The sequence below is a fragment of the Saccharopolyspora sp. NPDC002686 genome, from assembly GCF_040295745.1.
GTDB lineage: Bacteria > Actinomycetota > Actinomycetes > Mycobacteriales > Pseudonocardiaceae > Saccharopolyspora > Saccharopolyspora oryzae.
On record NZ_JBEOVY010000001.1, the window covers coordinates 42,749 to 67,064 of the forward strand.

The 24,316-nt window shown below is 69.1% G+C and carries 21 protein-coding genes; 10 read left to right on the forward strand and 11 right to left on the reverse strand.

Annotated elements, in window-relative coordinates; all coding sequences use genetic code 11:
- The first annotated feature begins 8 nt into the window (after positions 1–8).
- The 9 genes from ABTZ89_RS00210 to ABTZ89_RS00250 all read left to right on the forward strand — a co-directional run bounded on the left by ABTZ89_RS00210 (position 9) and on the right by ABTZ89_RS00250 (position 10,121).
- Positions 9–683, forward strand: coding sequence for a haloacid dehalogenase type II (locus ABTZ89_RS00210; RefSeq protein ID WP_270948100.1), 675 nt, complete (start codon positions 9–11; stop codon positions 681–683).
- A gap of 21 nt (positions 684–704) precedes the next feature.
- Complete coding sequence (locus ABTZ89_RS00215; RefSeq protein WP_270948099.1) at positions 705–1,982, forward strand: NAD(P)/FAD-dependent oxidoreductase; 1,278 nt, start codon at positions 705–707, stop codon at positions 1,980–1,982.
- A 33-nt stretch (positions 1,983–2,015) separates the two neighbouring features.
- A complete protein-coding gene (locus tag ABTZ89_RS00220) occupies positions 2,016–2,960 on the forward strand; it encodes an ABC transporter permease (protein ID WP_351038442.1) in 945 nt (314 codons plus the stop codon).
- Entirely contained in the window at positions 2,947–3,846 is a 900-nt protein-coding gene (locus ABTZ89_RS00225; protein ID WP_270948097.1) for an ABC transporter permease, read from the forward strand. The genes ABTZ89_RS00220 and ABTZ89_RS00225 overlap by 14 nt, the downstream gene beginning before the upstream one ends.
- 28 nt (positions 3,847–3,874) lie before the next feature.
- Positions 3,875–4,582 carry a GntR family transcriptional regulator gene (locus ABTZ89_RS00230; RefSeq protein ID WP_351038445.1) on the forward strand — a complete coding sequence of 236 codons (708 nt, stop codon included), beginning with the start codon at positions 3,875–3,877 and terminating at the stop codon, positions 4,580–4,582.
- The gene (locus ABTZ89_RS00235) at positions 4,579–5,571 is read left to right on the forward strand and encodes an ABC transporter ATP-binding protein (protein ID WP_351038447.1); all 993 of its coding nucleotides are present in this window, start codon (positions 4,579–4,581) and stop codon (positions 5,569–5,571) included. Before ABTZ89_RS00230 ends, ABTZ89_RS00235 begins: the two co-directional genes overlap by 4 nt.
- Positions 5,568–6,572, forward strand: a complete 1,005-nt coding sequence (locus tag ABTZ89_RS00240; RefSeq protein WP_351038449.1) for an ABC transporter ATP-binding protein — start codon at positions 5,568–5,570, stop codon at positions 6,570–6,572. The genes ABTZ89_RS00235 and ABTZ89_RS00240 overlap by 4 nt, the downstream gene beginning before the upstream one ends.
- Positions 6,569–8,050 (forward strand): aldehyde dehydrogenase family protein, encoded by a 1,482-nt coding sequence (locus ABTZ89_RS00245; protein WP_351038451.1) that lies wholly within the window; start codon positions 6,569–6,571, stop codon positions 8,048–8,050. Before ABTZ89_RS00240 ends, ABTZ89_RS00245 begins: the two co-directional genes overlap by 4 nt.
- A gap of 733 nt (positions 8,051–8,783) precedes the next feature.
- Complete coding sequence (locus ABTZ89_RS00250; RefSeq protein WP_351038453.1) at positions 8,784–10,121, forward strand: MFS transporter; 1,338 nt, start codon at positions 8,784–8,786, stop codon at positions 10,119–10,121.
- A 47-nt stretch (positions 10,122–10,168) separates the two neighbouring features.
- On the opposite strand, the gene ABTZ89_RS00255 is transcribed toward ABTZ89_RS00250, so the two are convergent.
- The 4 genes from ABTZ89_RS00255 to ABTZ89_RS00270 form a co-directional block, all read right to left on the reverse strand.
- Positions 10,169–10,735 carry a tRNA ligase subunit PheS family protein gene (locus tag ABTZ89_RS00255; RefSeq protein WP_351038455.1) on the reverse strand — a complete coding sequence of 189 codons (567 nt, stop codon included), beginning with the start codon at positions 10,733–10,735 and terminating at the stop codon, positions 10,169–10,171.
- A 451-nt stretch (positions 10,736–11,186) separates the two neighbouring features.
- Positions 11,187–12,332: an aromatic ring-hydroxylating oxygenase subunit alpha gene (locus ABTZ89_RS00260; RefSeq protein ID WP_351038457.1), complete on the reverse strand. Its 1,146-nt coding sequence runs from the start codon at positions 12,330–12,332 to the stop codon at positions 11,187–11,189.
- Between the two features lie 218 nt (positions 12,333–12,550).
- Complete coding sequence (gene purU / locus ABTZ89_RS00265) at positions 12,551–13,399, reverse strand: formyltetrahydrofolate deformylase (RefSeq protein ID WP_270948089.1); 849 nt, start codon at positions 13,397–13,399, stop codon at positions 12,551–12,553.
- A gap of 10 nt (positions 13,400–13,409) precedes the next feature.
- Positions 13,410–14,783 (reverse strand): L-serine ammonia-lyase, encoded by a 1,374-nt coding sequence (locus ABTZ89_RS00270; RefSeq protein WP_351038459.1) that lies wholly within the window; start codon positions 14,781–14,783, stop codon positions 13,410–13,412.
- A gap of 115 nt (positions 14,784–14,898) precedes the next feature.
- Between ABTZ89_RS00270 and ABTZ89_RS00275 the strand changes: the two genes are divergently transcribed.
- A complete protein-coding gene (locus tag ABTZ89_RS00275; RefSeq protein ID WP_270948087.1) occupies positions 14,899–15,573 on the forward strand; it encodes a GntR family transcriptional regulator in 675 nt (224 codons plus the stop codon).
- Here the strand turns inward: ABTZ89_RS00275 and folP are convergent.
- The 7 genes from folP to ABTZ89_RS00310 form a co-directional block, all read right to left on the reverse strand.
- Entirely contained in the window at positions 15,566–16,453 is an 888-nt protein-coding gene (gene folP / locus ABTZ89_RS00280) for a dihydropteroate synthase (RefSeq protein ID WP_351038462.1), read from the reverse strand. The two genes, ABTZ89_RS00275 and folP, sit on opposite strands and share 8 nt — an antisense overlap.
- Positions 16,450–17,328 (reverse strand): bifunctional 5,10-methylenetetrahydrofolate dehydrogenase/5,10-methenyltetrahydrofolate cyclohydrolase, encoded by an 879-nt coding sequence (locus ABTZ89_RS00285; protein ID WP_351038464.1) that lies wholly within the window; start codon positions 17,326–17,328, stop codon positions 16,450–16,452. The genes folP and ABTZ89_RS00285 overlap by 4 nt, the downstream gene beginning before the upstream one ends.
- Positions 17,325–17,945, reverse strand: coding sequence for a cyclodeaminase/cyclohydrolase family protein (locus tag ABTZ89_RS00290; RefSeq protein ID WP_351038466.1), 621 nt, complete (start codon positions 17,943–17,945; stop codon positions 17,325–17,327). The genes ABTZ89_RS00285 and ABTZ89_RS00290 overlap by 4 nt, the downstream gene beginning before the upstream one ends.
- 106 nt (positions 17,946–18,051) lie before the next feature.
- A complete protein-coding gene (locus ABTZ89_RS00295; RefSeq protein WP_351038468.1) occupies positions 18,052–20,526 on the reverse strand; it encodes a GcvT family protein in 2,475 nt (824 codons plus the stop codon).
- Between the two features lie 97 nt (positions 20,527–20,623).
- Positions 20,624–21,217 carry a sarcosine oxidase subunit gamma gene (locus ABTZ89_RS00300; RefSeq protein WP_351038470.1) on the reverse strand — a complete coding sequence of 198 codons (594 nt, stop codon included), beginning with the start codon at positions 21,215–21,217 and terminating at the stop codon, positions 20,624–20,626.
- A complete protein-coding gene (locus tag ABTZ89_RS00305) occupies positions 21,210–23,990 on the reverse strand; it encodes a 2Fe-2S iron-sulfur cluster-binding protein (protein WP_351038472.1) in 2,781 nt (926 codons plus the stop codon). Before ABTZ89_RS00305 ends, ABTZ89_RS00300 begins: the two co-directional genes overlap by 8 nt.
- Complete coding sequence (locus ABTZ89_RS00310) at positions 23,987–24,298, reverse strand: sarcosine oxidase subunit delta (protein WP_351038474.1); 312 nt, start codon at positions 24,296–24,298, stop codon at positions 23,987–23,989. Before ABTZ89_RS00310 ends, ABTZ89_RS00305 begins: the two co-directional genes overlap by 4 nt.
- Between the last annotated feature and the right edge of the window lie 18 nt (positions 24,299–24,316).

Genomic DNA, 24,316 nt, shown 5'->3' on the forward strand with positions numbered 1-24,316 from the left:
GGCTCCGCATGGACCTGCTCGGCTACACCCCCAAGTACATCACCTTCGACTGCTACGGAACCCTCACCAACTTCCAGATGACCGAGACGGTGCTCCCCCTCATCGCGGACCGCATCGCGCCGGAGGACACCCCGACGTTCATCAAGGACTTCCGCGCCTACCGCATCGACGAGGTCATCGGCGAGTACAAGCCCTACCAGCAGGTCCTCCGCGACTCCTGGCAGCGGGCCTGCAACCGGTGGCGGATCCAGTACCGCGCCGGCGACGCCGACACCATCGTCGAGGCGGTCGGCTCGTGGGGACCGCATCCCGAAGTGCCGGAAGCGCTCGGCAAACTGGCCGCGGCCTACCCGCTGGTCATCCTCTCCAACGCCGCGGATGCGATGTTCCGCAACAACGTCGAGCAGCTCGGGGTGGACTTCCACCGGGTGTTCACCGCGGAGCAGGCCGGCGCGTACAAGCCGCGCTACCGGGCGTTCGAGTACATGCTCGACCAGCTCGGCGCGGAGCGGGACGAGATCCTGCACGTCTCCTCGCACATCTGGTACGACGTGATCCCGGCGCACGAGCTGCGCATCCGGCACAAGGTGTACGTCAACCGCGGCTACGACCCGTCGGTTCCGTTCTACGAGTACGCCGAGACCACCGACCTGGCCGGCGTGCCGCCGCTGCTCGGTCTGTGAACCAGGACATCGGAGGACCTCGTGAAGCTGCTGTCGTACTGGTTGGACACCGCGAAACCCGCTGGTGACTTCCGGCGCAACGAACTCCCGGCGCGGGCGGACGTGGTCGTGGTGGGTGCCGGGCTCACCGGTCTGTCGACCGCCGTGCACCTGGCTCGCCGCGGTGCGCAGGTCGCGCTGCTGGACGCGCACACCGTCGGTTGGGGTGCCTCCGGGCGCAACGGCGGGATGGCCACCACCGGGCTGGCCATCTCGTTCGCCACCGGCGTCCAGCGATACGGCGAGCGACCGGCGACGGCGATGTTCCGCGCCTACAACGACGCGATCGACACGCTGGAAGAACTGGTTCGGACCGAGGGGATCGACTGCTCCTTCGAGCGCACCGGGAAGCTGACGCTGGCCGCGAAACCGTCGCACTACCGGGCTTTCGAGGAATCCGCCGAGCTGATGCGGACCATGGCCGGGCAGGACGTGCGGCTCGTGCCGCCGTCCCGGCTCCGGGACGAGATCGGCAGCCCGTACTACCACGGCGGCATGGTCGATCCGCTCGGCGCGGCCGTGCACGTCGGCCGCTTGACGGCCGGGCTGGCCGGCTCGGCGGCGGCGAACGGCGTGTCGATCCACGAGGAATGCCGCGTCGTCGAGCTGGTCCGGCGCGGTGAGCACGCCCACGACGTGCGCACCGAGCTCGGCACGGTCCGCGCCGATCAGGTCGTCGTCGGGACCAGCGGTTACACCGGGAACCTGACCCCGTGGCTGCAGCGGCGGATCGTGCCGATCGGCAGCTTCATCGTCGTCACCGAACCGCTCTCCCCGGCGGTGGTCGACGAGCTGCTGCCGAACCGGCGGGTCGCCTCCGACAGCAAGCACCTGACGTACTACTTCCGGATCACCCCGGACAACCGGTTGCTGTTCGGCGGACGAGCCCGCTTCGCCCTGTCGAACCAGGACTCCGACCGCAAGAGCGGGCGGATCCTGCAGCGCGCGATGCGCGAGGTCTTCCCGCAGCTGGCCGGTACCCGCATCGACTACTGCTGGGGCGGGCTGGTCGACATGTCCCTCGACCAGATGGTGCACGCCGGGGAGCGCGACGGGGTGTTCTACTCGGTCGGCTACAGCGGCCACGGCGTGCAGATGGCCACCCACATGGGCAAGGTGCTCGCCCAGGTCCTCGCCGGCGAACCGGCCGCCAACCCGTGGCGCGACCTGAAGTTCCGCGCCATGCCAGGACATTTCGGCCCGCCGTGGTTCCTCCCCCCGGCAGGTGTGCTCTTCAAGTTCCTCGACCGCGTCAGCTGAACTCCCCTACCAGCAGCGGAAAGGGGGCGTGCCGTGTTCTACGTCGTCAAACGGCTCATCGTGCTGATGAGCACGCTCGTGATCGTCTCGTTCGCGGTCTTCCTGATCCCGTACCTCACACCGGGGGATCCGGTGCGGAAGATCCTGCGGGCCCGGGTCGGCGACCTCGACGTCGACCCGGCCGCGCTGGAGAACCTGCGCCACCAGTACGGCCTGGACCGGCCACTGCTCGTGCAGTACTGGGATTGGCTCAGCAGCGCGCTGCGCGGCGATCTCGGCCTGTCCTACACCAGCCGCTCCCCCGTCATCGAGATGATCGGGCACGGACTCGCGGTGACCGCGGTGCTGGCCGTCGCGTCGCTGCTGCTGGCCCTGCTGGTCGCGCTGCCGCTCGGGGCGCTCGCCGCGGTCAAGCGCGGCAAGCCGACCGACACCGCGATCACCACGGTGACGCAGGGCTTCGTGGCCATCCCCGAGTACTGGCTGGCACCGGTGCTGATCCTGGTCCTGGCGATGCAGTTCGGGCTGCTGCCCTCCGCGGGGTGGCAGGGCCCGCAGTCGATGGTGCTGCCCTGCATCACCCTCGCCCTCCGGCCGATGAGCTACTTCACGCAGGTGGCCCGGGCATCGATGATCGAGGTGCTCGAATCCCCGCACATCACCGCGGCCCGGGCCCGCGGGCTGGCGTTCGGCACGACGATGCTCCGGCACGGCGTGCGCAACTCGCTGCTGCCGGTGATCACGCTCTTCTCGGTGTGGCTGGCCGGGCTGCTGGGCGGATCCGTGGTGGTCGAGGTGATCTTCTCCATCCCGGGCATGGGGCGGTTGCTCTACGAGTCGGTGGTGAACAACGACGTCCCCGCGCTGCAGGCCGGCATCGTGAGCCTGGTCGGGCTGGCGGTGCTCATCACGACGCTGACCGACCTGGTGTACGCGTGCATCAATCCGACGGTGAGGACAGCCCATGTCTCTGCTTGACGACCACCTGCGCGCACCCGAAGCGCAACGCACCGAAACCTCGTCCCCGCGGCTCACCCGCAGGCGCGGTTGGGCGAACGTCCGGACCTGGCCGGTGAGCCTCCGCGTCGGCGTCGCGGTGTTCGCCGCCGTGCTGCTGGTGCTGGCCCTGACCCCGTGGATCGCACCGCACGACCCGACCGCGCAGGACCTGGCGGCCCGGCTGGCGCCACCCGGTGGCGAGCACCTGCTCGGCACCGACCAGCTCGGCCGCGACGTGCTGAGCAGGCTGATGGACGGCGGTCGCTTCTCGGTGTCGATCGCGGCGATCACGCTGGCCATCTCCGCGTTGTCCGGCACGTTGATCGGCATCGTGTGCGCGCGGCGCGGTGGCGCGCTGGACGAGTTCGTGATGCGCCTCAGCGACGTGCTGCTGGCCTTCCCCGAGATCATCGTCGCGATGTTCCTGGTGTCCGTGCTGGGGGCGAACTACCTGACCCTGGTGCTGGCGCTGGTGATCAGCGGGTGGACCCCGTTCGCCCGGCTCGCCCGCGGGCTGGCCCTGGAGGTGTCCGCGCGGGACTTCGTCGAGGCCGCGAGAGCGCTCGGCTGCTCGAAGTCGTTCATCGTGTTCCGCCACGTGCTGCCGAACGTGCTCGGCCCGCTGCTCGCCCACGCCGCGACCCGCTTCGGGCACAAGCTGATCACCGTCGGCGCGCTGTCCTTCCTCGGTCTCGGCGTGCAACCCCCGGATGCCGACTGGGGCTCCATGCTCGCCGACGGGCAGCCCTACCTGACCCGCGCGTCGTGGCTGGTGATCTACCCCGGTTTGGCCATTTTCGCGACCGCGCTGAGCATCACACTGATAGGTCAGGGAATCAACGCCCGGCGGAGCAGCCGGGGTTGAGCCGATGCATCTGGATCGAGGAGCAGCCGTGAGCTCGCCGAAACGCAAGCCCGAGCCGCGTGTCCCGAAGCGCACGCTGGCCGCCGTCGTCACGTCGCAGATCCGCGAACGGATCATCGCGGGCGCCTACCCGCCCGGTACCCAGCTGAACGAGGGCGAGCTGGCCGCGCGCTTCGCCACCAGCCGCGGGCCCGTGCGCGAGGGGCTGCAACGACTGGTGCAGGAAGGTCTGCTGATCAGCACCCCGCACAAGGGCATCGCCGTGCGGGTGCTGACCGCCGACGACCTGGACGACCTGTACTTCGCCCGCGCCGCCCTCGAACGCGCCGCGCTGCAGCGGCTGACCTCGCACGGCGCCCCGGCAGCGCTGATCGCGAACCTGGAGCAGGCGGTGGAGCAGCTGGCGCAGGCCGTGGAGAACGAGGACTGGCACCAGGTCTCGGCCGCCGACCTGCGCTTCCACCAGCACATCGTCAACGCCGCGCGCAGCGAACGCCTCTCGCTGATGTACGGCTCGCTGGCGGACCAGACCCGGCTCGGCCTCAACCTGATGCTGGGCACCTACAAGGGGCGCACCGACCTCGTCGACGAACACCGGGAGCTGCTCAAGCTGATCAGCGCCGGCGATCGCCCGGCCGTGCTGGAGGCCCTGGACCGGCACTTCGGGGAAGCGATGATCACCCTGCGGCACCACACCGACTCCGAGGTGCCGCCCGGACCGGGGAGGCGGACATGACCGATCTGCTGACCGTCACCAACCTCTCGGTCGGTTCGCCCACCGGCCCACCGATCCTCGACGGCGTTTCGCTGCGCATCGGCGAGGGCGAGGTCCTGGCCGTCGTCGGCGAGTCGGGCTCCGGCAAGAGCATGACGGCGATGTCGCTCATCCGCCTGCTCCCCGCACCGCTGACCGCCGGCGCCGACGAGATGGTGCTCGGCGGCCACGACCTGCTGCGCGCGACGGACAAGGAGATGAACTCGATCCGGGGCGGGCAGGTCGGTGTCCTGTTCCAGCAGCCCAAGCGGATGCTCGACCCCACCTGCACCGCGGGTGCGCAGATCGCCGAACCGCTGCGCCGGTTCCGCGGCATGAGCCGGTCCGCGGCGCGGCGGACGACTGTCGAACTGCTCCGGGACGTCGGGATCCCCGAACCCGAGCGGCGCGCCCGCTCCTACGCGCACCAGCTCTCCGGCGGCATCGCGCAGCGCGTCATGATCGCGGTGGCGCTGGCCGGGCAACCGAGCCTGCTCATCGCCGACGAACCGACCACCGCCCTGGACGCCACCGTCGAGGCCCAGATCCTCCGGCTCATCGCGGCGAAGAAGCGCGAGCTGGGCATGTCGGTGCTGTTCATCTCGCACGACCTCAACGTGGTGTCCGCGATCGCCGACCGGATCGCGGTCATGTACGCCGGGCGCATCGTGGAACAGGGCCCGGCCGAGGAAATCCTCACCGCACCGGAACACCCCTACACCCGCGCGCTCATCGAGTGCTCCCTGCTGCGGCAGAACGCGCAGGGCGAGCTCTACGCCATCCCGGGCCAGGCCGGTTCGGCGCGGGAGATCACGGTCGGCTGCCGGTTCCGGGACCGGTGCGCGACCGCGCAGTCCGCGCACATCGAGCACCAGTGCGCGCACGCCGAACCGGCGCTCGTCGATTCGGGCACGCCCGGGCACACCAGCCGGTGCTGGATTCCGCTGCAGCAGACGAAGGAACCGCTATGAGCGCTGAGGACCGCGATGCCATCGTCCTGGACGACGCCGTCAAGCACTTCCCGTTGCCGCGGCGCGGTTTTCGGCCTCGCGAGCGGGTGCACTCCATCGACGGCGTCACGCTCCGGGTCCGCCACGGGGAAGTGCTGGGACTGGTCGGCGAATCCGGCTCCGGCAAGAGCACCCTCGCCCGGGTCGTCCTCGGTCTGACGCCCACCACGTCCGGTCGGGTCGCCGTCGACGGCGTGGACGTCGGCCACCTGAGCGGGGCGGAGCGCAAGCGGCTGACCCGCACCGCGCAACTGGTCTTCCAGGACCCGCACGCCGCCATGGATCCGCGGATGACCATCGGCGAAAGCCTCTGCAGCGTCTTCGCGCAGCACGGGATCGGCAGGAAGCACCAGCGGGTGCGGGCGGCCTCCGAGGCGCTGGCCGAGGTCGGCCTGGACCAGGGCTACCTGGACCGCTATCCGGCCGAATGCTCCGGTGGGCAGCTGCAGCGCGTGGTGATCGCCCGCGCTTTGCTGCTGCGACCGAAGCTGCTGATCTGCGACGAGCCGACCTCAGCGCTCGACGCCTCGGTGCAGGCGCGGATCCTGAACCTGCTGCACCGGCTGCGCCGCGACCACCAGCTGACGATGGTGATGATCTCGCACGACCTGCGCGTGGTGCGGTTCATCGGCGACCGCATCGCGGTGATGTACCTCGGCCAGATCGTCGAAATCGCCGACCGGGACGTGCTTTTCGAGCGGTCCTGCCACCCGTACACGTTGACCTTGCTGGCCTCCGCGGGGGCCTGCGCGCAAGCCCCGCCGGAGGTGACCGCGACCGGCGAGCCGCCGTCGCCGATCCATCCGCCGTCGGGGTGCCGCTTCCACCCGCGATGTCCGCTGGCGACCGAGCGGTGCCGCTCGGAAGTCCCCCAACCGCAGGAGATCGCGCCGGGGCACCAGGTGCGTTGCCACCACTGGAACGAAGCGCGGATCACGCTGGCGACCGAGGAGTCCCGATGACCACCAGCGCACCGGCACCCCTCGAAGACCAGGTGTGGACACCACCGGCCGGAGGCTTCTGGGCGGGCAGCTGGCAGGACGGCGACCGCCGGATGCCGGTGCGCGACCCCGAGGACGGTTCGACCGTCGGGTCCGTCGCGGACACCACCGACGCGGAGGTCGACCGCGCCGTCGCGCACCTGGCCGAGCACTGGCGCCCCGGCTGCTGGCCGCTCTGGCAACGCCGCCGAGCGCTCGAAAGCACCGCTGACGAGCTGTCGAGGTCGGTGGACAGGTTCACCGCGATCATCGCCGCGGAGGGGTGCAAAACGGTCTCCGAAGCCCGCGCGGAGGTGTCCCGCGCCGTCGAGACCTTGGAGCTGGCAGCCCACGCCGCCGCGAGCCTCAGCGGTCGAACAGTGCCTTTCGACAACACCCCGCGCGGCCTGGGCTGGACCGGTTGGCACACCCGCGAACCGCTCGGCATCGTCGCCGCGATCACCCCGTTCAACGACCCGCTCAACCTGGTCGCCCACAAGCTCGGCCCCGCCCTCGTCGCGGACAACGCCGTGGTCCTCAAACCCGCCGAGCAAACACCGCTGAGCGCGCTCGCGCTCGTCGAACTCCTGCTGCGCAACGGTGTTCCCGGCGACCGCATCGCCGCTGTTCCGGGCCGCACGTCCGGGCAGGCGCTCGTCCGCCACCCGCGCATCGACGTGGTGTCCTTCACCGGTGGTCCCCGCACCGCCGACCGCATCGCGCAGGCCGGTCCGGCGCGCAAGCTCCTGATGGAGCTCGGCGGCAACAACGCGCTGATCGTCTGCTCCGACGCCGATCCCGACCGGGTCGCGACCGCCGTCGTGGACGGCGCTTTCGGCGTCGCCGGCCAGAACTGCCTGTCGGTCCAGCGGGTTCTCGTGCACGCTTCCCGCTATCGCGCGGTGCTCGAACGCGTCGTCAGCGCGGCGCGGGACCTGGTGGTCGGCAGCAAGCGCGACCCCGCGACCGACGTCGGACCGATGATCGACGCCGACGCGGCCGAGCGCGTGGTGCGCTGGATCGACGAAGCGGTCACCGGCGGCGCAACGCTGCACACCGGCGGTCAGCGGCGGGGTACCTTCGTGCGGCCCGCCGTGCTCACCAGCGCACCCTCCGAAGCGCGGGTCCGGACCGACGAGGTCTTCGGTCCCGTCGTGCTGCTCGACCCGTTCACCGACACGACCGCCGCCATCGACGCGGCGAACGCTGTGAACACCGGCCTGCAAGCAGGAGTCTTCACCCAGGACATCGATCGAGCGATGACGATCGCCAATGCCCTGACCGTCGGCGCGGTGCTGATCAACTCCACATCTGACTTCCGCATCGACGCCATGCCCTTCGGCGGCTTCAAGCGCTCCGGCATCGGCAGAGAAGGCGTCGAGTCAGCGGTGCAGCAACTGACCGAGCCCAAGATCATCGCGATCAACACCGGCACCCCGCAACACGACCCTGCGGCCTGAACGCCGGTTCACAACGCATCATCGCGGGCACCTCGGTCGCAGCTGAAAGCGCGCAGGATTGCGGGGAAGATCGGCGCACTGCGCCCATTGTCGATCAATGCGAGCAATTCGCCTCCAGGAGCCGGAACGTCCAGAACGAACACCGGTGACCAGAATGTCCAATGCGGTGCGCCCGCTTTCCAGCGGAACCGCGCTTATTCCCGTGCAGGTGACCGCGAGCGGCCTCCGGGTTCACACATCGTGCGGAATCACCGGGTCACCGTCAACCCCTTGGTGCCACATCTCGAACCGCTGATCGCGGGTTGATATATCAATCTGCTGTCACGCATGATCCGCGTTTTCGCAGGTCAGGACGCTCACGTTCAACGATCTGAGTGCGCCGAGCGCCACCGACGCCCTTGACAAGACCTTCGCACGAGGCAAAGCTGTTGCATTCAGCGAGATAAGTTGCCCATTGCGCAACGAATGAAACTTCACTCACGAGCCACGTCAGCACAGCCAGTGCCGGCGAAGCGGCTGCGTCGCGGCCGAAAACGAGCTGAAGGCACATCGCGCAACATCAGCCCCTCTCACCCGCAATCCGCTCCTCTCCCATTTCCAACGCAATTTTCGCCTGATCGGCCCAAATCGCCCATCAGGAACCCATCGTTGAAAGGAGGCGGCACCGCGCCAGGTGCCGAACACCATGTCAGCGGACGTTCCAACGGAAAAACGCACCCCGCAATCCTCCACAGTGGTCGCCCCGGCACTGGTCAAACGCGCGGTCACCGCAGCAGCGGTCGGCAACGTCACCGAGTGGTTCGACTTCGGGGTCTTCGCCTACATGGCGACCACCATCGGCAAGGTCTTCTACCCGGAATCCAGCCCGACCGCGCAGCTGCTGGCCACCTTCGGCACCTTCGCAGCGGCCTTCCTCGTGCGGCCGCTGGGCGGGATGTTCTTCGGCCCGCTCGGCGATCGGATCGGACGCACCCGCGTGCTCGCCACGACGATGATCCTGATGGCGGTCGGCACCTTCTGCATCGGGATCATCCCCAGCTACGCCACGATCGGCGTCGCCGCGCCGATGCTGCTGCTGCTCGCCCGGCTCGTCCAGGGCTTCTCCACCGGCGGCGAGTACGGCGGCGCGATGACGTTCATCGCCGAATACGCACCCGACAGGCGCCGTGGTTTCCTGGGCAGCTGGCTGGAGTTCGGCACCCTGGTCGGCTACATCCTGGGCGCGCTCGTCGTCATGGTCCTCAGCGCGGCGCTGTCCCACGACGATCTGCTGTCGTGGGGGTGGCGGATCCCGTTCCTGGTCTCCGGGCCGCTGGGAATCGTGGGCCTGTACCTGCGCATGAAGCTGGAGGAGACCCCCGCGTTCGCGAAACTCGTCGAAGATGCCGATCAGAAGGAGCAGCACGCCAAGAAGGCGATCCGGACGATCTTCGTGCAGCACTGGCCGGCCATGCTGAAGTGCGGTGGCCTGGTGCTGGTGTTCAACGTGACCAACTACATGCTCACCTCCTACATGCCGACCTACCTCTCCGACGTATTGCCGCCGAGCATCGGTGAAACCGAGTCCTACCTGCTGCAGATCGCTGTCATGGTGATCATGCTGGTGGTCATCACCTCCATCGGGCGGTACTCGGACCGCGTCGGCCGCAAACCCGTGATCCTCAGCGGATGCATCGCCCTGGTGGTGCTCTCGGTCCCGTCCGTGCTGCTCATCCAGCACAACACGACCGGAACTGTCTTCACCGGACTCCTGATCATGGGCCTGATGCTGGTGGTGTTCAGCGCCACCATGCCTTCGACGCTGCCGGCCCTGTTCCCGACCGGTGTCCGCCAGGGCGCGCTGTCCATCTCCTTCAACACCTCGGTGTCCCTGTTCGGCGGGACCGTCGCCTCGGTCATGACCGCGCTGATCGCCACCACCGGCGACGTCATGTGGCCGGCCTGGTACCTCATGGGCGCCGGTGCCATCGGCGCGATCTCGATGTGGTTCACCAAGGAATCCGCCAACGAACCGCTCCCCGGATCCCCCGCGGCAGTGGAGGATCAGACCGAAAAATCCGGGAGGAGCTAGCGACCGACGTCCGCGACGAGGTGCCTCGTTCCACGCGAGGCACCTCGTCAGCTGTTGCGCTTCGTCTCTCCCGCGGCGCTCAGATCACCTCCATCACCGGCCCCTCGTGCACGGCGCGGTAGATCCTGTTGCGGATCACGTTGGCCTGGTCCGAGATGACCGTGCGGTCGACGGCCCGCAGGACGACGCCAGAGATCCACCTGGTGCGGCTCGCCGACGTGGCTGCGGTCGACCACGTCGCGGCGGTAGACGAGACCAGGAGCCACGATCAGCTCATCGACTCCGGTCCGGCCTGCGTAGTCTTCGAGCGCGACCGGCAGCTCTGCGCTCGTGTGGCGGCGCAGCATCACGGTCGGGCTGATGTAGCGGGTATATCGGCGGGCGCGGGTGACGTCACCGGCGTCGTAGCCGAGGCGGTCGTAGTTCTCCCGCACCGGCACGATCGGTGAGTTGCGCACGTAGCGGACCGTGCTGCCCCACTCCGTCTGCAACGCGCTCACCACAGCGCCGAGAAGGGCTTGAACGGCGTGTCCGCCCTGAGCGGGATCGGTGAGGTCGCGCATGTTCAGCGCGCGGGAAAGCTGGTCAGGGGTCAGGAAGTCGGCATGCGACATGGGAAGGTCTCCGAAACGGTTGCGGGCCGGCGAAGGATGCGAACTTCCCCCGGCCGTGCCTGCGGAGACCTGGAGTGCTATCGGCGCACGCAGAAGACCCCGCGGCCGTGTCCCGGCCGGGGGTCGAGAAATCGCTTCTGCCCGAGCACGACACCAGGCTACCTGATGATTCGACCGCCCACCTCGTCAATAACGTGGCCAGCAACAACGCTCTCGGCGCTGCGTCTGAATTCCACTGCGAATCCCCGACATGACACCGCCATGACGGGGATTCGCAGTGGACTTCACTCACATTGAGCCTTTTTCATCCTGCCCGGACTGCGACCGCGAAGCGCAACCGGCACCGCGTGGCGAGGCATACATAAAGTCGGGCACCCGCAGACCAGGCGGGCGCTGAGGTTCCGCTACCCGCACCGCCACGCAGAACGAGGATGGAAAAACCTCATTGCAATTACGCCTTGGTCTCGCCGATCTGGTCCTGGACCCACTCGTGGAAGGCCGCGATGTGGTGCTCGCTGGGCACGAACACGCCGCCCTGGGCGTAGGCGCTCGAGTCCATCGACAGCTGGCAGCGTTCGCACGCGTCGAAATCCTGCCGGTTGACCCGGTCGAACAGCTCCACCGAGCGCGACAAGTCGCGACCCGATTCGACGACCTCGGGCAGGTAGAGCCAGTCGCACTCGATCAGCGTGCGGTCCGGTGCCACCGGGAACATCCGGTGCAGGATCACGTGGTCCGGCACCAGGTTGATGAACACCTGCGGTTTGACGGTGATCGCGTAGTAGCGGCGGTCCTGGTGCTCGCCGACCCCGGGCAGCCGCTCGAGCCCCTCGCTGCCGTCCACCGTGAACCCTTCGACGTCCGAACCGAATTCCGCGCCGTGCCCGACGTAGTACTGGGCCGCGAAGCCGTCGGCGAACTCGGGGAGCACCTCGGTGAGCTCCGGGTGGATCGTCGCGCAGTGGTAGCACTCCATGAAGTTCTCGATGATCTGCTTCCAGTTCGCCTTGACGTCGTAGTGGATCCGCTTGCCCAGGCTCAGCGCTGCGATGTCGTAGGCGTCGATCTCCCCGGCGTCGCCGAGCCGTTCACCCACGTCGGCGATCACGGTGTCCTCGAAGGACGGCGGCTCCTCGGCCAGGCACACCCAGGCGTAGCCGAGCCACTCGCGCAGGTGCAGCCGCGTCAGCCCGAACTCGGTGCGGTCCACGTCCGGCATGCTGGTGAGGTTCGGCGCTGCCACCAAGGTTCCGTCCAGCCCGTACGTCCAGGCGTGGTAGGGACATTGGAAGGAACGCTTCACCTGCCCCTGCTCCTCGGTGCACAACCGCGCCCCGCGGTGCCGGCACACGTTCAGGAACGCGTTGAGCCCGCCGCGCCGGTCGCGGGCGATGAGCACGCTCTCCCGCCCGATCTGCACGGTCTGGAACGCACCCGGCTCGACCAGGTCGCCGCTGCGGACCGCGCAGAACCACTGCTTCTCGAAGATCCGGGACTGCTCCAGCGAGAAGATCGCCGGATCGGTGTAGTACTGGCCGGACAGGGTGGGCAGCAGGCTCTCGGTCAACCCGGTCTCGGTCGGTCCGGTCGTCGTCATGGCAACCTCATTCTCGTGGTGGGACAACACATCTCGTTCAAGAGAGCCGACTGGCGTGAACGCGCGCCGGCTCGGACGCGGCCGACGCGCTCTCGCTCCGTGCGAGCTCAGCGGGTCGAAATCGGTTGGTAGCGCGAAAAAAACTCGTGCACGAGGCACAATCCGGTGCCGACGCGGCATCTTCAGTTGCGCCGGTCAACGACCCGGCGTCACAGCGGTCATGGGAAGACGACAGTGCTGTGGCCGTTGAGCAGCACCCGGCGCTCGCAGTGCCAGCGCACCGCGCGGGACAGCGCTAGCGCTTCGGCGTCACGTCCCACGGTTTGCAGCGCACGGGGGTCGTAGGTGTGGTCGATCCGGATGACCTCCTGCTCGATGATCGGCCCCTCGTCCAGGTCGGAGGTGACGTAGTGCGCGGTGGCACCGACCAGCTTCACGCCGCGGTCGTACGCCTGGTGGTAGGGCTTGGCGCCCTTGAAGCCCGGCAGGAAGGAGTGGTGGATGTTGATGGCGCGGCCGTGCAGGGCCTTGCTCGTCTCGTCGGAGAGGATCTGCATGTACCGCGCCAGCACCACCAGTTCGGCGTCGTACTCGTCCACCAGCTGCAGCAGGCGCGCCTCCGCGGCTTCCTTCGTCTCCGGGGTGACCGGGACGTGCACGAAGGGCAAGCCGGCGGCATCCGCCATCGGGCGCAGGTCCTCGTGGTTGGACACCACCGCGACGATGTCGGCGCCGAGGCTCCCGGCCCGCCAGCGGAAGATCAGGTCGTTCAGGCAGTGGCCGAGCTTCGAGACCATGACCAGGATCCGGGCGTTCGCGTTGGCGCTGAACTCGTAGGTCATCTGGAACTCGGCGGCCACCGGCGCGAACTCGCGCGACATCTCCTCCAGGTCGACGCCCTCCGGCGCCGTGACCTGGGTGCGCATGAACAGCCGGTCGCGCACGGCGTCGTCGAACTGCTGGTGCTCACCGATGTCGCAACCGCGCTCGAACAGGTAGCCGCTGACGGCGCGGACGATGCCCGTGCGGTTCGGGCAGCTCAAGGTGAGGGTGAAGGTGTGACTCATGCGGATCTCCTCAGCACTCCACGATGTTGAGAGCCAGCCCGCCGCGGGCGGTCTCCTTGTACTTGTCCTTCATGTCCGCGCCGGTCTCGCGCATCGTCTTGATCGCCTTGTCCAGCGACACGTGGTGCGCGCCATCGCCGCGCACCGCCATCCGGGCCGCGGTGATCGCTTTGACCGATGCGACCGCGTTCCGCTCGATGCAGGGGATCTGCACCAGCCCGCCGACCGGGTCGCAGGTCAGTCCCAGGTTGTGCTCGATGCCGATTTCGGCGGCGTTCTCCACCTGCTCCGGGGTACCGCCGATGATCTCGGCGAGCCCGGCGGCGGCCATCGAGCACGCCGAACCGACCTCCCCCTGGCAACCGACCTCAGCGCCGGAGATGGACGCGTTCTCCTTGAACAGCACGCCGATGGCCCCTGCGGTCAGCAAGAACCGCACGACGTCGTCGTCGTCGAACTCGGGCAGGAACTTCTGGCCGTAGTGCAGCACTGCCGGCACGATCCCGGCCGCTCCGTTGGTCGGGGCGGTGACCACGCGGCCGCCCGCCGCGTTCTCCTCGTTCACCGCGAGCGCGAACAGCATGACCCACTCCATCGCGTGCAGCGGGTCTGCTTCGTTCCCGTTGACCTCCAGCTGCGCCAGCAGCTTCGCAGCGCGACGGCGGACCTTGAGCCCGCCGGGCAGCGTCCCCTCGGTGTGCGTGCCGCGGTCCACGCACTCGCGCATCACCGACCAGATGTGCAGGAGTCCGGCGCGGATCTCCTCCTCCGACCGCCAGGACAGCTCGTTGGCGAGCATGATGTCGCTGATGCCCAGCCCGGTCACCTTCGTCAACGCGAGAAGCTCGTCGCCGGTGGTGAACGCGTACCGAACCGGCGTTTGGTCCTCGACGAGCACCGGTCGTCCCGTCTCGTCCTCGTCGAGCACGAATCCGCCGCCGACCGAGTAGTACTCGCGCCGGTCGAGCTCGCTGCCGTCCGCGCCGAAGGCCGCGAACACCATGCCGTTGCTGTGGAAGTCGAGCCGCTTCCGGCGGTGCAGGACCACGTCGTCATCGACGGAGAACGCGATCTCGTGCTTTCCGCCGAGCTCGATCCGGCGCTCCTCGCGCACCCGCTGGACCGCGGGGTCGGCGGCCACCGGGTCGACCAGGTGCGGTTGCTCGCCGGCCAGTCCGAGCACCACGGCCTTGACGCTTCCGTGCCCGTGCCCGGTGGCACCGAGCGATCCGAAGAGTTCGCACCGCACGCGCGTTGCCCGGTCCAGCATTCCGGACTCGCGGAGCCGTGTGGCGAACAGATGAGCGGCCCGCATCGGGCCGACCGTGTGCGAGCTCGAAGGCCCGATCCCGACCTTGAACAGGTCGAACACGGAGATGGTCATCGGCGGCTCCCTGGTCGCGTCGATACCATGAGATATTGGATTAATATATCAGTCTGATGCAAGAGGTACACCTAAGAAATGGTGGTATAGGTCCATGCGGATTTCAGCCCCTAAGATGGCTCTCGTGACCGCTGCCCCGCACGAGCTCGAACCAGCACCCACCTCGATGGCCGAGCGCGCGTACGCCGCCATCCAGGACCAGCTGATCATGCTGGACATCCCGCCGATGGCCCCGATCGACGACCTCGCCCTGAGCGACGCCCTCGGCATCGGCCGCACCCCCGTCCGCGAGGCGCTCAAGCGCCTCGAGGTGGATCGGCTGGTGGTCTCCTACCCGCGCCGCGGCACCTTCGCCACCGGTGTCGACATCACCGACCTCGCCTACATCTCCGACATCCGCACGCACCTCGAGCCGCTGGCCGCCCGCCGCGCCGCCGAGAACGCGCCTGCGGTCATGCGCACCAAGCTGGCCGAGCTGGCCGACGCCATCCAGGACGACGACGCGATGCTCAAGTCGCGCCACGAGCTGATGCAGTGGGACCTGCGGGTGCACCGCTCGATCTACCGCGCCGCGGGCAATCCCCACCTGGAAGACACCCTGGTTCGCTACAACAACCTCGCCACGCGGATCTTCTGCGTGTTCTTGGAGCGGATCACCCATTTCGACCGGCACGTCGACGAGCACGTCGGCCTGCTGCGAGCGGTCGCGGACGGTGACAGCCGGAAGGCCGAGAAGATCGCCAGGGACCACGTCACCGGATTCGAGAAGGCGATCCGGGCGATCATCTGACCGCCCCATCACCGGCCTCGACGGCGTCGAGCACCTTGAGCGCGTCGGCCGTGGCCGCCACGTCGTGCACCCGGAGCACCTTCGCCCCGCGCTGCGCCGCCAGCACGGCTGCGGTGACCGAAGCCGCCTCCCGGTCCCCGACCGGCCGTCCGGTGATCTGGCCGAGCATCGCCTTGCGCGACAAGCCGGCCATCACAGGTGCGTCGAGCTCGGTGAACGTGCTCAGCGACCGCAGCAAGGCGAGGTTGTGCTCGAGGGTCTTGCCGAATCCGAACCCCGGGTCGACCACGATGTGCTCGCGCGGGATGCCCGCGCTCACGCACACCTCGATCCGCTCCCGGAGGAACTCGGCCACTTCGACGAGCACGTCGTCGTAGCTCGGGTCGCGCTGCATCAGGTTCGGCGGCCGGAGCATGTGCGACAGGCACACCGGCACTCCCAGATCCGCCGCCATCTCGACCGCACCGGGATGGCGGAGCGCGCGCACGTCGTTGATCAGCGTTGCGCCCGCAGCCACGGCTTCCCGCATCACCTCCGGTCGCGAGGTGTCGATCGACAGCGGAACGTCCGTCCGCCGCGCCAGCTGCTCGACGACCCCCACCACGCGGTCGAGCTCCTCGGCAACGCTGGGCGGGTAGGCGCCCGGTCGCGTGGATTCACCGCCGACGTCGAGGATGTCAGCGCCCTCTTCGACCAAGCGGAGTCCTCGCCACACGGCGGCGCCGCTGTGCCAGTAGGCGCCGCCGTCGGAGAACGAATCCGGTGTGACGTTGAGGATTCCGCACACCAGCTTGCGCGGACCGCGGAGCATTCGCAGCAATTTCCCGACCGCGGCTGCGGGAACCCTCGAGTCGACGGCAGTTGCCAGCGGGCCGGTCATGCCGAGCTCCGCGAAGCCGATTCGACCACGTGCCGCAGCAGCAGCGCTGTCGTCACCGGCCCGACTCCGCCGGGCACCGGGGTCAACCCGGCCACCGAACCAGCCACTTCGAGCTCGTCCACGTCACCGGCCAAACCGCCGTCAGCGGTCGGGTTGGTTCCCACATCGATCACGACGGCATCGGGGTTGACGTGCTCAGCACCGATCAAGCCGATCCGGCCGACGGCCACCACGAGGATCTCGGCGGGACGGGTGTGCGCGGCGAGATCACGGGTGTGGCGGTGGCACACGGTCACGGTCGCATCGCGCTGCAGCAGCAGCTGGGCCGCGGGTTTGCCGACCACGTTGGAGCGTCCGACGACGACGGCCCGGCGCCCGGCCAGCGGAATCTCGTAGTGGTCCAGCAGTTCCATCACCGCCGCGGCGGTCGCCGGCACGAAAGCGGGCAGGCCGGCGCTGAGCCGCCCCAGCGACACCGGATTGGCGCCGTCCACGTCCTTCTCCGGGGCGATCGAAGCCGCCAGGTCCTCGACGGACGCTCCGCTGGGCAGCGGGGTCTGCAGCATGATCCCGTGCACCGACGTGTCCGCGCTCAGCGCGGTGAGCCGGCCGCGGATCTGGTCGGGCGTCGCCGCAGGGCCGAGATCGACGATGTCGCACCGGATTCCGGTCTTGGACGCGGCGTTCGCGATCGAGCGGACGTACCAGGCGGTGGATTCGTCGTCCGTGGCCACGACCACCGCCAAGCGCGGCGGTGTGCCGGCTCCCGCGAGTGCTTCCGCTGCCGCTGTCACGCCGGCGCGGATCTCCTTGGCGAGCGCAGTCCCGCTGAGCACCGCCGTGGTCGGCTCGTCGGAAACGAGTTGTCCGGTCATCGTCCGATTACCTCCCGTACTGCGGCGGTGACCTTGTCCGCGCGCGCGGCGATGTCGTCGACTTCGGCGATGGCGGCGATCAGCTCGGCGCGCTCCTCGGCGCCGCTGATCCCGTTGAGGTTGACCTCCACGTTGACGCGCGCGGTGGTCGCCGCGGCGCGGGCTGCTTCCGCAGCAGCAGCGATGTCGCTGATGACGTTGCGGTTTCCGACCGGGAGCAACTGCTCGGCCAGGCCGACGACCTGCTCGGCGACCGCGACCACCCTCGCGGGCACCCGGCCGGCCTCGATCAGGGCCGCCGCGATCGCACGCGACCGGATGTCCTTCTGCTCGTCGGTGGACCGCGGGAGCGCGTAGGCCGCCCCGACCGCTCCGAAAGCGGAGGCATCGTCTTCGGCCAGCGTCAGTGCGAGCTCGCGGAGCTCGTCGGTGTCGTTCCGCACCGCGGTGATCGTCGCGGCGTGCTCGGAGTACTTCTCGCCGTCGCTGTAGCGGGCGACCATCCCGACCAGTGCGGCGGCCTGAGCAGCGTGCAACCCGGCGCTCGCCCCACCGCCCGGGGCCGCTACCCGGGCTGCGAGCGAGCCCAGAAAACTTTCGAGGGTTTCCCTGCGCATGGCATCGGTCTTCCTTCTCGGCGGGCTGGAAAGTGGTGCAGGACTGCGGAATCGGGTGGGGTGCGCGGCCACTGACCGCTTCAGACCGCGCACCCCGGCTCTGGGATCAGCGGCGAATGCGGGTCATCTCCGGGTCGACCAGCGGTTCGACGGCGACGGTGGCGCGCACCTTCCGGTCGAAGTACTGGATTTCCACCGAAGTCCCCGGCGTGGCCGATGCGGGCAGCCATGCGTAGGCGATCGGCTTGCCGATCGTGTGGCCGAAAGCTGCCGACGTCACGTAGCCGGCGGGCTCGCCGTCGACGAAGACCGGTTCGCTGCCCAGCACCACGCTGCGGCCGTCGTCGACGGTCAGGCACGAAAGGCGGCGGGTGACGGTGTCAGCGCTGAGGTCGGCGACCGCGTCGTAGCCGACGTACTCGGTCTTCTTCTTGTTCAGGGCGAATCCGAGCCCGGCCTCGTACGGGTTGTGCTCGGTGGTCATGTCACTGCCCCACGACCGGTAGCCCTTCTCGAGGCGGAGGCTGTTGAACGCGGCACGCCCCGCGGCGATGACGCCCAGCGGCTGCCCGGCTTCCCACAGCGCGTCCCAGAGCCGCTGGCCGTACTCGGCGCTGGTGTAGATCTCCCAGCCGAGTTCGCCCACGTAGGACAGCCGCATCGCGGTGACCGGGATGCCGGCGATGTGCGCGTGCTTGAGGCGGAAGTACTTCAGCGCCTCGTGGGAGAAGTCGTCGCCGCTCAAGGGCTGCACCAGGTCCCGGGCGAGCGGCCCCCACACGCCGATGCAGCACGTACCGCCGGTGATGTCGCGGATCTGGACGCTGCCGTCGTCCGGGGCCTCGCGCAGGAAGTAGTCCACGTCGAGGTTGCTGTTGGCCCCGACCTGGAACAGCTGCTCGCCGAGCCTGGCGACGGTGACGTCGGAGCGAACGCCGCCGGCCGCGTCGAGCATCAGGGCGTAGGTCACCGAGCCGACCGACTTGTCCATCTTGCCGGTGGTCAGCCGCTGCAGGAACGCGACCGCCCCGGGCCCGCTGACCTCGATGCGCTTGAGCGAGGTCATGTCGTACATGGCGACCGCGGTGCGGGTCTTCCACGCCTCGGCCGCCGCGATCGGCGAGTGGAACATCGCCGACCACGCGTCGCGCGACGGCGGCTGCCACTCGGTCGGCAGCTCCTTCACCAGGCGGGCGTTGGCCTCGTACCAGTGCGGCCGTTCCCACGCGTGCGACTCCAGGAAGAACGCGCCCAGTTCCTTCTGCCGCGCGTGGAACGGGCTCACCCGCAGGTCCCGCGGTGAGAACTTCGGCTGCAGCGGGTGCCGGACGTCGTAGATCTCCACGAAGTTCTGCTGCGAGGTCTCGTCGACGTAGGCATCGGTCGTCTGGATCTCGTCGAACCGGTTGACGTCGCACCCGTGGAGCTCGGTCTCGCTGCGGCCGTTCACCAGCAGCTGGGCGACGGCGCGGGCGACACCGGCGGAGTGGGTCACCCACACGGCTTCGGCGACCCAGAACCCGGCGACGTCCGGCGACTCGCCGACCAGCGGTCCGCCGTCGGGGGTGAAGGAGAAGATCCCGTTGAACCCGGAGTCGATCTTCGCGTTCCGCAGCGACGGGAGCAGCTCCTTGCTGTGCTCCCACGAGGCTGCGAAGTCCTCCTCGGTGAACGGCAGCATCGAGGGCATCGCCGCCTCGCTGACGTCGTCGCCGTCGACCTCGGGCAGCTCCGACAGCCGCGCGGGCATCGGGCGGTGGGCGTAGCTGCCGATGCCGAGGCAGTCGTTGTACTCCCGGAAGTAGAGATCGCGGTCCTGGTGGCGGAGGGCGGGCAGGCTCGCCTCGGTCTGCTCGTCGTTGCGCCCGACGAGCTCGGCGATCTGCCCGGTGCGCGCGAACTGGTGGGCCAGCGGGAGCAGCGGCACCTTCATCCCGACCAGCTCGCCGACGGCCTTGCCCCAGAAACCGGCGCAGGAGACGACGATGTCCGCGGCTATCTCCTCGCCGCCGCTCGTGCGCACCCCGGTGACGCGGCCGCCCTGCTGCAAGACCTCCGTCACGCAGGTGGAACCGCGGAACACCGCTCCGCGGGCCTCAGCGCGGCGGATGAGGGCAGCGACGGCTCGAGGTGACTTGGCGAGTCCGTCCGTCGGCGTGTGGAGACCGCCGAGAACGCGCTCGGGGTCGAGCAGCGGGTGCAGCTCCGCGCACCGCTCCGGCCCGACGACCTCGGCGGGGACACCCCACGAGGTCGCCCAGCCCTGCTTGCGGTGCAGGTCCGCGAGCCGTTCCGGGGTGGTCGCGATTTCGAGTCCGCCGACCTGGTTGAAGCACCGGTCGCCGTCCACCTCGATGTTCTTGAACTTCTCGACCGTGTAGGTCGCGAACTCGGTCATGGTCTTGGAGGGGCTGGTCTGGAAGACGACGCCGGGTGCGTGCGAGGTCGAGCCACCGGTGAGGGGCAGCGGTCCCTGGTCGAGGACGGTGACCTCGGTCCAGCCGCGCTCGGTGAGCTCGTCAGCCAGATTGGCGCCGACGATCCCGGCGCCGATGATGACGACACGAGGGGTGGTGCTCATGGCGGGCTCTCCTTAACTGGACGGTCTGCGGTGACCGCGCGGAGGGTGCTTGGGGGGTGGGAGGTCGGCCGTGCCCACGATCACGGCCGACCTCGTGCTACTTGGTGGTGCGGAATTCCTCGGCCGTGTCGAGCAGCCAGTCCGCGAGGTACCCGGCGAACGACGGCCGGGCGAAGAGCCGGAAGTCGTCGCCGCCCAGGGCGAGGATCAGCACCCCGGTCTGGCCGATGCCGGTCTGCGCGCTCGATCCCTTCGGGAACGCAGCGGGTCGCAGGTCGATCGAGCACCCGAACGACAGCAGTTCGCGTGCCAGCCCGCCGCTCAGCCGGATCGAGGTGCGCTGCGCGGACACGTCCACGGCCGCGCCGTCGTGAGCGGACACGACCTTGATGAGCGAATCCTCCAGCTCGTGCGGGCGGGAGACGGTGCTCGTCACGAGCCATTCGTCCGGGCCCAGCCAGACGATCTGGCCCTCGGGCGTGGAGGTCCAGGTGTTGGGTTCGACGGGCAGCGCCGAGCCCAACGCGTGCTCCACCGCCGCGGCACCCGGGCCGGTGGCGTCGATGCGCAGGTCCACCGCGGACACGAGTTCCTCGGGTTTGACCACCAGCCCGTCGATCGCCCAGGTCAGCGCGGCCAGCGCGTGCTTCCAGGCTTCCAGGGGGTGCGTCGCGCACAGGGTTTCAGCCATCTCGGCGTGCTCCTTCCGGGTCCACCAGCACGGTTTCGCCGATCTCCGCCTCGACGAGCGCGCCGTCCACCGGGACGTGCACCAGGTCGCCGACGCGGGCGCGGCCGTTCTTCACCAGCGCCAGCGCGAACGGCCGGCCGAGCTCAGCGCTGTGGTAGCTGGACGTGACGTGGCCGAGCATCGGGACCGGCGGTTCGGGAAGGGTCCCGTCCGCGCGGAGTTCCACGATCTGCGAGCCTTCGCGCAACTTGGTGCGCCGATCCGTCGGGAGCAGGGAGACGAGTTGCTTCCGCAGCGGGTTCAGGTTCTCGGCCCGGGAGAACGAGCGCTTGCCGATGAAGTCTTCCTTCTTCTTCGACACCACCCAGTTCATGCCGAGGTCCTGGGGCGCGACCGTGCCGTCGGTGTCCTGCCCGATGATCGGGTAGCCCTTCTCGGCGCGCAGCACGTGCATCGTCTCGGTGCCGTACGGCGTGATGCCGAAGCGCTTCCCCGCCTCCAGCAACCGCTTCCACAGCGAAAGCCCGTACCAGGAGTTGACGTTGACCTCGTAGGCCAGCTCGCCGGAGAACGAGATCCGGGCGACTCGGACGGGAACGCCGTCGAGGGTGGTGTCCTGCCACGACATGAACGGGAACGCGTCGTTGGACACGTCCAGCTCGGGGAACACCTCGCCGACCACCTCGCGCGAACGCGGCCCGACGACCGGGAAGACCGCCCACTGCTCGGTGACCGACGCGAGGTGCACCCGCAGCTCCGGCCACTCCGTCTGGAGCCACTCCTCCATCCAGTCCAGGACCATCGCCGCTCCGCCGGTGGTCGTGGTGACCAGGAAGCGGTTCTCGTCGATGCGCAGCACCGTGCCGTCGTCGATGATCATGCCGTCGTTGCCGCACATGACGCCGTAGCGCACCCGGCCGACCTTGAGGGTGCTCATCATGTTCGTGTAGATCCGGTCGAGGAACACACCGGAATCCGGGCCCTGGACGTCGATCTTGCCCAGCGTGGAGCCGTCGAGGATGCCGACACCGCTCCGCGTCGCCGCGCACTCCCGCAGCACAGCGGTGTCCATGTCCTCGCCGGGCTCCGGGTAGTAGCGGGCTCGCTTCCACTGACCCACGTCTTCGAACACCGCGCCGGCGTCGACGTGCCAGGAGTGCACCGCGGTGATCCGCTCGGGGTCGAACAGGTTGCCGCGTTCCCGCCCGGCCAGAGCCGCGAAGGCGACCGGTGTGTACGGCGGCCGGAAGGTCGTGGTGCCCAGTTCCTCGATCGGACGGCCCAGCAGTTCGGCGGTGATGCCAGAAGCGATCACGCCGGAGGTCTTGCCCTGGTCATGAGCAGTACCGATCGTGGTGTAGCGCTTGACGTGCTCGACCGAGTGCAACCCGGCACCGACCGCGCGGGCGATGTCGCTCACCGTGGCGTCGCGCTGGATGTCGACGAACTGCTTGTCCGGGTCGCCGTCGGTCCGCCAGATCACCTTCGTCGGCGTGCGGGACGGCTCCGAGTCGACCGCCGGCGCCTCCGCACCGGCCCCGTCCTGCACGACGCCGGCCTGGTCGAGGGTGCCGTTGGCAGCACCGATCACCGTGATGCCGGGCAAGCTCCCGGACGGCCGGAAGGAACCGAGCGAGGCGTCGTAGGCCAACGCGCCCTTGACGTGGCTGAACAGGTGCACCGCCGGGTTCCAACCACCCGAGACGAGCAGCAGGTCGGCGGGGATTCGCACCTCGCCGTCGGCGTTGCGCGCGACCACCGCGCTGACGTGCTCCTCGCCTTCAGCGCCGATGACCACTGTGGACGCCGAAACCTCGACACCCCGTTCCGCCGCACGCGCCGCCCACTCCGGCGGCAGTTCGTCCCTGGCGTCGAGGACCTTCACGTCCGCACCGGCGCTGGAGAGGTCGATCGCCGCGGAGTAGGCGGAGTCGTCGCTGGTGAACACGACGACCTGCCGTCCCGCGAGCACGCCGTAGCGGTGCAGGTAGTCCCGCGCCGCCGACGCGAGCATGATTCCGGGGAGGTCGTTGTTCTCGAACACGATCGGACGCTCGTGCGCACCGGCCGCGACGACCACCTTCAGCGCGCGGATGCGGTGCACCCGCTGCCGACTGCGATTCGCGGACGCTGCGGAACCGAGGTGGTCGGTGCGGCGCTCCAGGGCGAGCACGAACCCGTCGTCGTACTGGCCGAAGGCCGTGGTGCGCTGCAGGTGCAGGACCTCCGGGTTCGCGGCCAGCTCGGCGACGACCTCCGCCACGAAGTCCAGCGCCGGCCGTCCGTCGATCCGCTCCGCACCGGTCAGACTGCCGCCAGCGGTAGCACGATCGTCGACCAGGACGACGCTCTCCCCGGCGCGGGCGGCGCTGCGCGCGGCGAGCAGCCCCGCCGGGCCGGCGCCGATCACCAGGGTGTCGACGTGCGTGTGCTTGCGGTCGTAGCGCGCGGGATCGGGTTCCTCGGCGAGGCGCCCCTGACCGTTGACGCCGCGAGCCACCAGCCCGTCGGTCAGCTCGACCGCGGCCGCTTGCAGCATCGGTTCCGGGAAGGGCTCCTCGATCTGCACCAGGCCCGTCGGGTCCTCGGTCCACGCTGCGCCGATCCCGCGCGGCCGCCCCAGCTTCACGCTGGTGCCGATGTGGTGGACGTCGTTGGCCAGCAGGGCGGAGGCCAAGGTGTCGCCCGGGTGACCGGTGTAGGTGCGCCCGTCGAAGGTGAAGGTCAGCGTACGGCTGCGGTCAATGCGCCCGTACCCATCAATCCGGCTCATGCGCGCACCTCCGACTTCGTCGATTCCACGCCGGGAACGATGGGCACTGGTTCACCGACCTTGTAGACGGCGAGGAATTCGTACGTGCGGGTGTCCCGGACGGCGTTGAACCAACGTCGGCAGCCCGTGCTGTGGCACCACCGCTCGGGGAACGGCCCCTTGTTGTTGTCGCGGTAGAACACGAACTCGGCCCACTCCTGGTCCGACAGATCGGCAGGGGTCTCCGGGTAGGAGACGTCGGCCTGGCCGCCGTAGTGGAACTCGACCTCCTCGCGGGGGCCGCACCAAGGGCAGTGGATCAGTTGCATAGCTAGCAGTCCTCGGTT

Coding starts and splice junctions, on each gene's coding strand:
- ABTZ89_RS00240 (WP_351038449.1), top strand. CDS start 5,568: ATGAGCGCTGAGGACCGCGATGCCATCGTCCTGGACGACGCCGTCAAG.
- ABTZ89_RS00295 (WP_351038468.1), bottom strand. CDS start 20,526: ATGAGCACCACCCCTCGTGTCGTCATCATCGGCGCCGGGATCGTCGGC.
- ABTZ89_RS00310 (WP_351038474.1), bottom strand. CDS start 24,298: ATGCAACTGATCCACTGCCCTTGGTGCGGCCCCCGCGAGGAGGTCGAG.
- folP (WP_351038462.1), bottom strand. CDS start 16,453: ATGACCGGCCCGCTGGCAACTGCCGTCGACTCGAGGGTTCCCGCAGCC.
- ABTZ89_RS00245 (WP_351038451.1), top strand. CDS start 6,569: ATGACCACCAGCGCACCGGCACCCCTCGAAGACCAGGTGTGGACACCA.
- ABTZ89_RS00290 (WP_351038466.1), bottom strand. CDS start 17,945: ATGCGCAGGGAAACCCTCGAAAGTTTTCTGGGCTCGCTCGCAGCCCGG.
- ABTZ89_RS00300 (WP_351038470.1), bottom strand. CDS start 21,217: ATGGCTGAAACCCTGTGCGCGACGCACCCCCTGGAAGCCTGGAAGCAC.
- ABTZ89_RS00235 (WP_351038447.1), top strand. CDS start 4,579: ATGACCGATCTGCTGACCGTCACCAACCTCTCGGTCGGTTCGCCCACC.
- ABTZ89_RS00305 (WP_351038472.1), bottom strand. CDS start 23,990: ATGAGCCGGATTGATGGGTACGGGCGCATTGACCGCAGCCGTACGCTG.
- ABTZ89_RS00210 (WP_270948100.1), top strand. CDS start 9: ATGGACCTGCTCGGCTACACCCCCAAGTACATCACCTTCGACTGCTAC.
- ABTZ89_RS00255 (WP_351038455.1), bottom strand. CDS start 10,735: ATGTCGCATGCCGACTTCCTGACCCCTGACCAGCTTTCCCGCGCGCTG.
- ABTZ89_RS00225 (WP_270948097.1), top strand. CDS start 2,947: ATGTCTCTGCTTGACGACCACCTGCGCGCACCCGAAGCGCAACGCACC.
- ABTZ89_RS00275 (WP_270948087.1), top strand. CDS start 14,899: ATGGCTCTCGTGACCGCTGCCCCGCACGAGCTCGAACCAGCACCCACC.
- ABTZ89_RS00285 (WP_351038464.1), bottom strand. CDS start 17,328: ATGACCGGACAACTCGTTTCCGACGAGCCGACCACGGCGGTGCTCAGC.
- purU (WP_270948089.1), bottom strand. CDS start 13,399: ATGAGTCACACCTTCACCCTCACCTTGAGCTGCCCGAACCGCACGGGC.
- ABTZ89_RS00260 (WP_351038457.1), bottom strand. CDS start 12,332: ATGACGACGACCGGACCGACCGAGACCGGGTTGACCGAGAGCCTGCTG.
- ABTZ89_RS00270 (WP_351038459.1), bottom strand. CDS start 14,783: ATGACCATCTCCGTGTTCGACCTGTTCAAGGTCGGGATCGGGCCTTCG.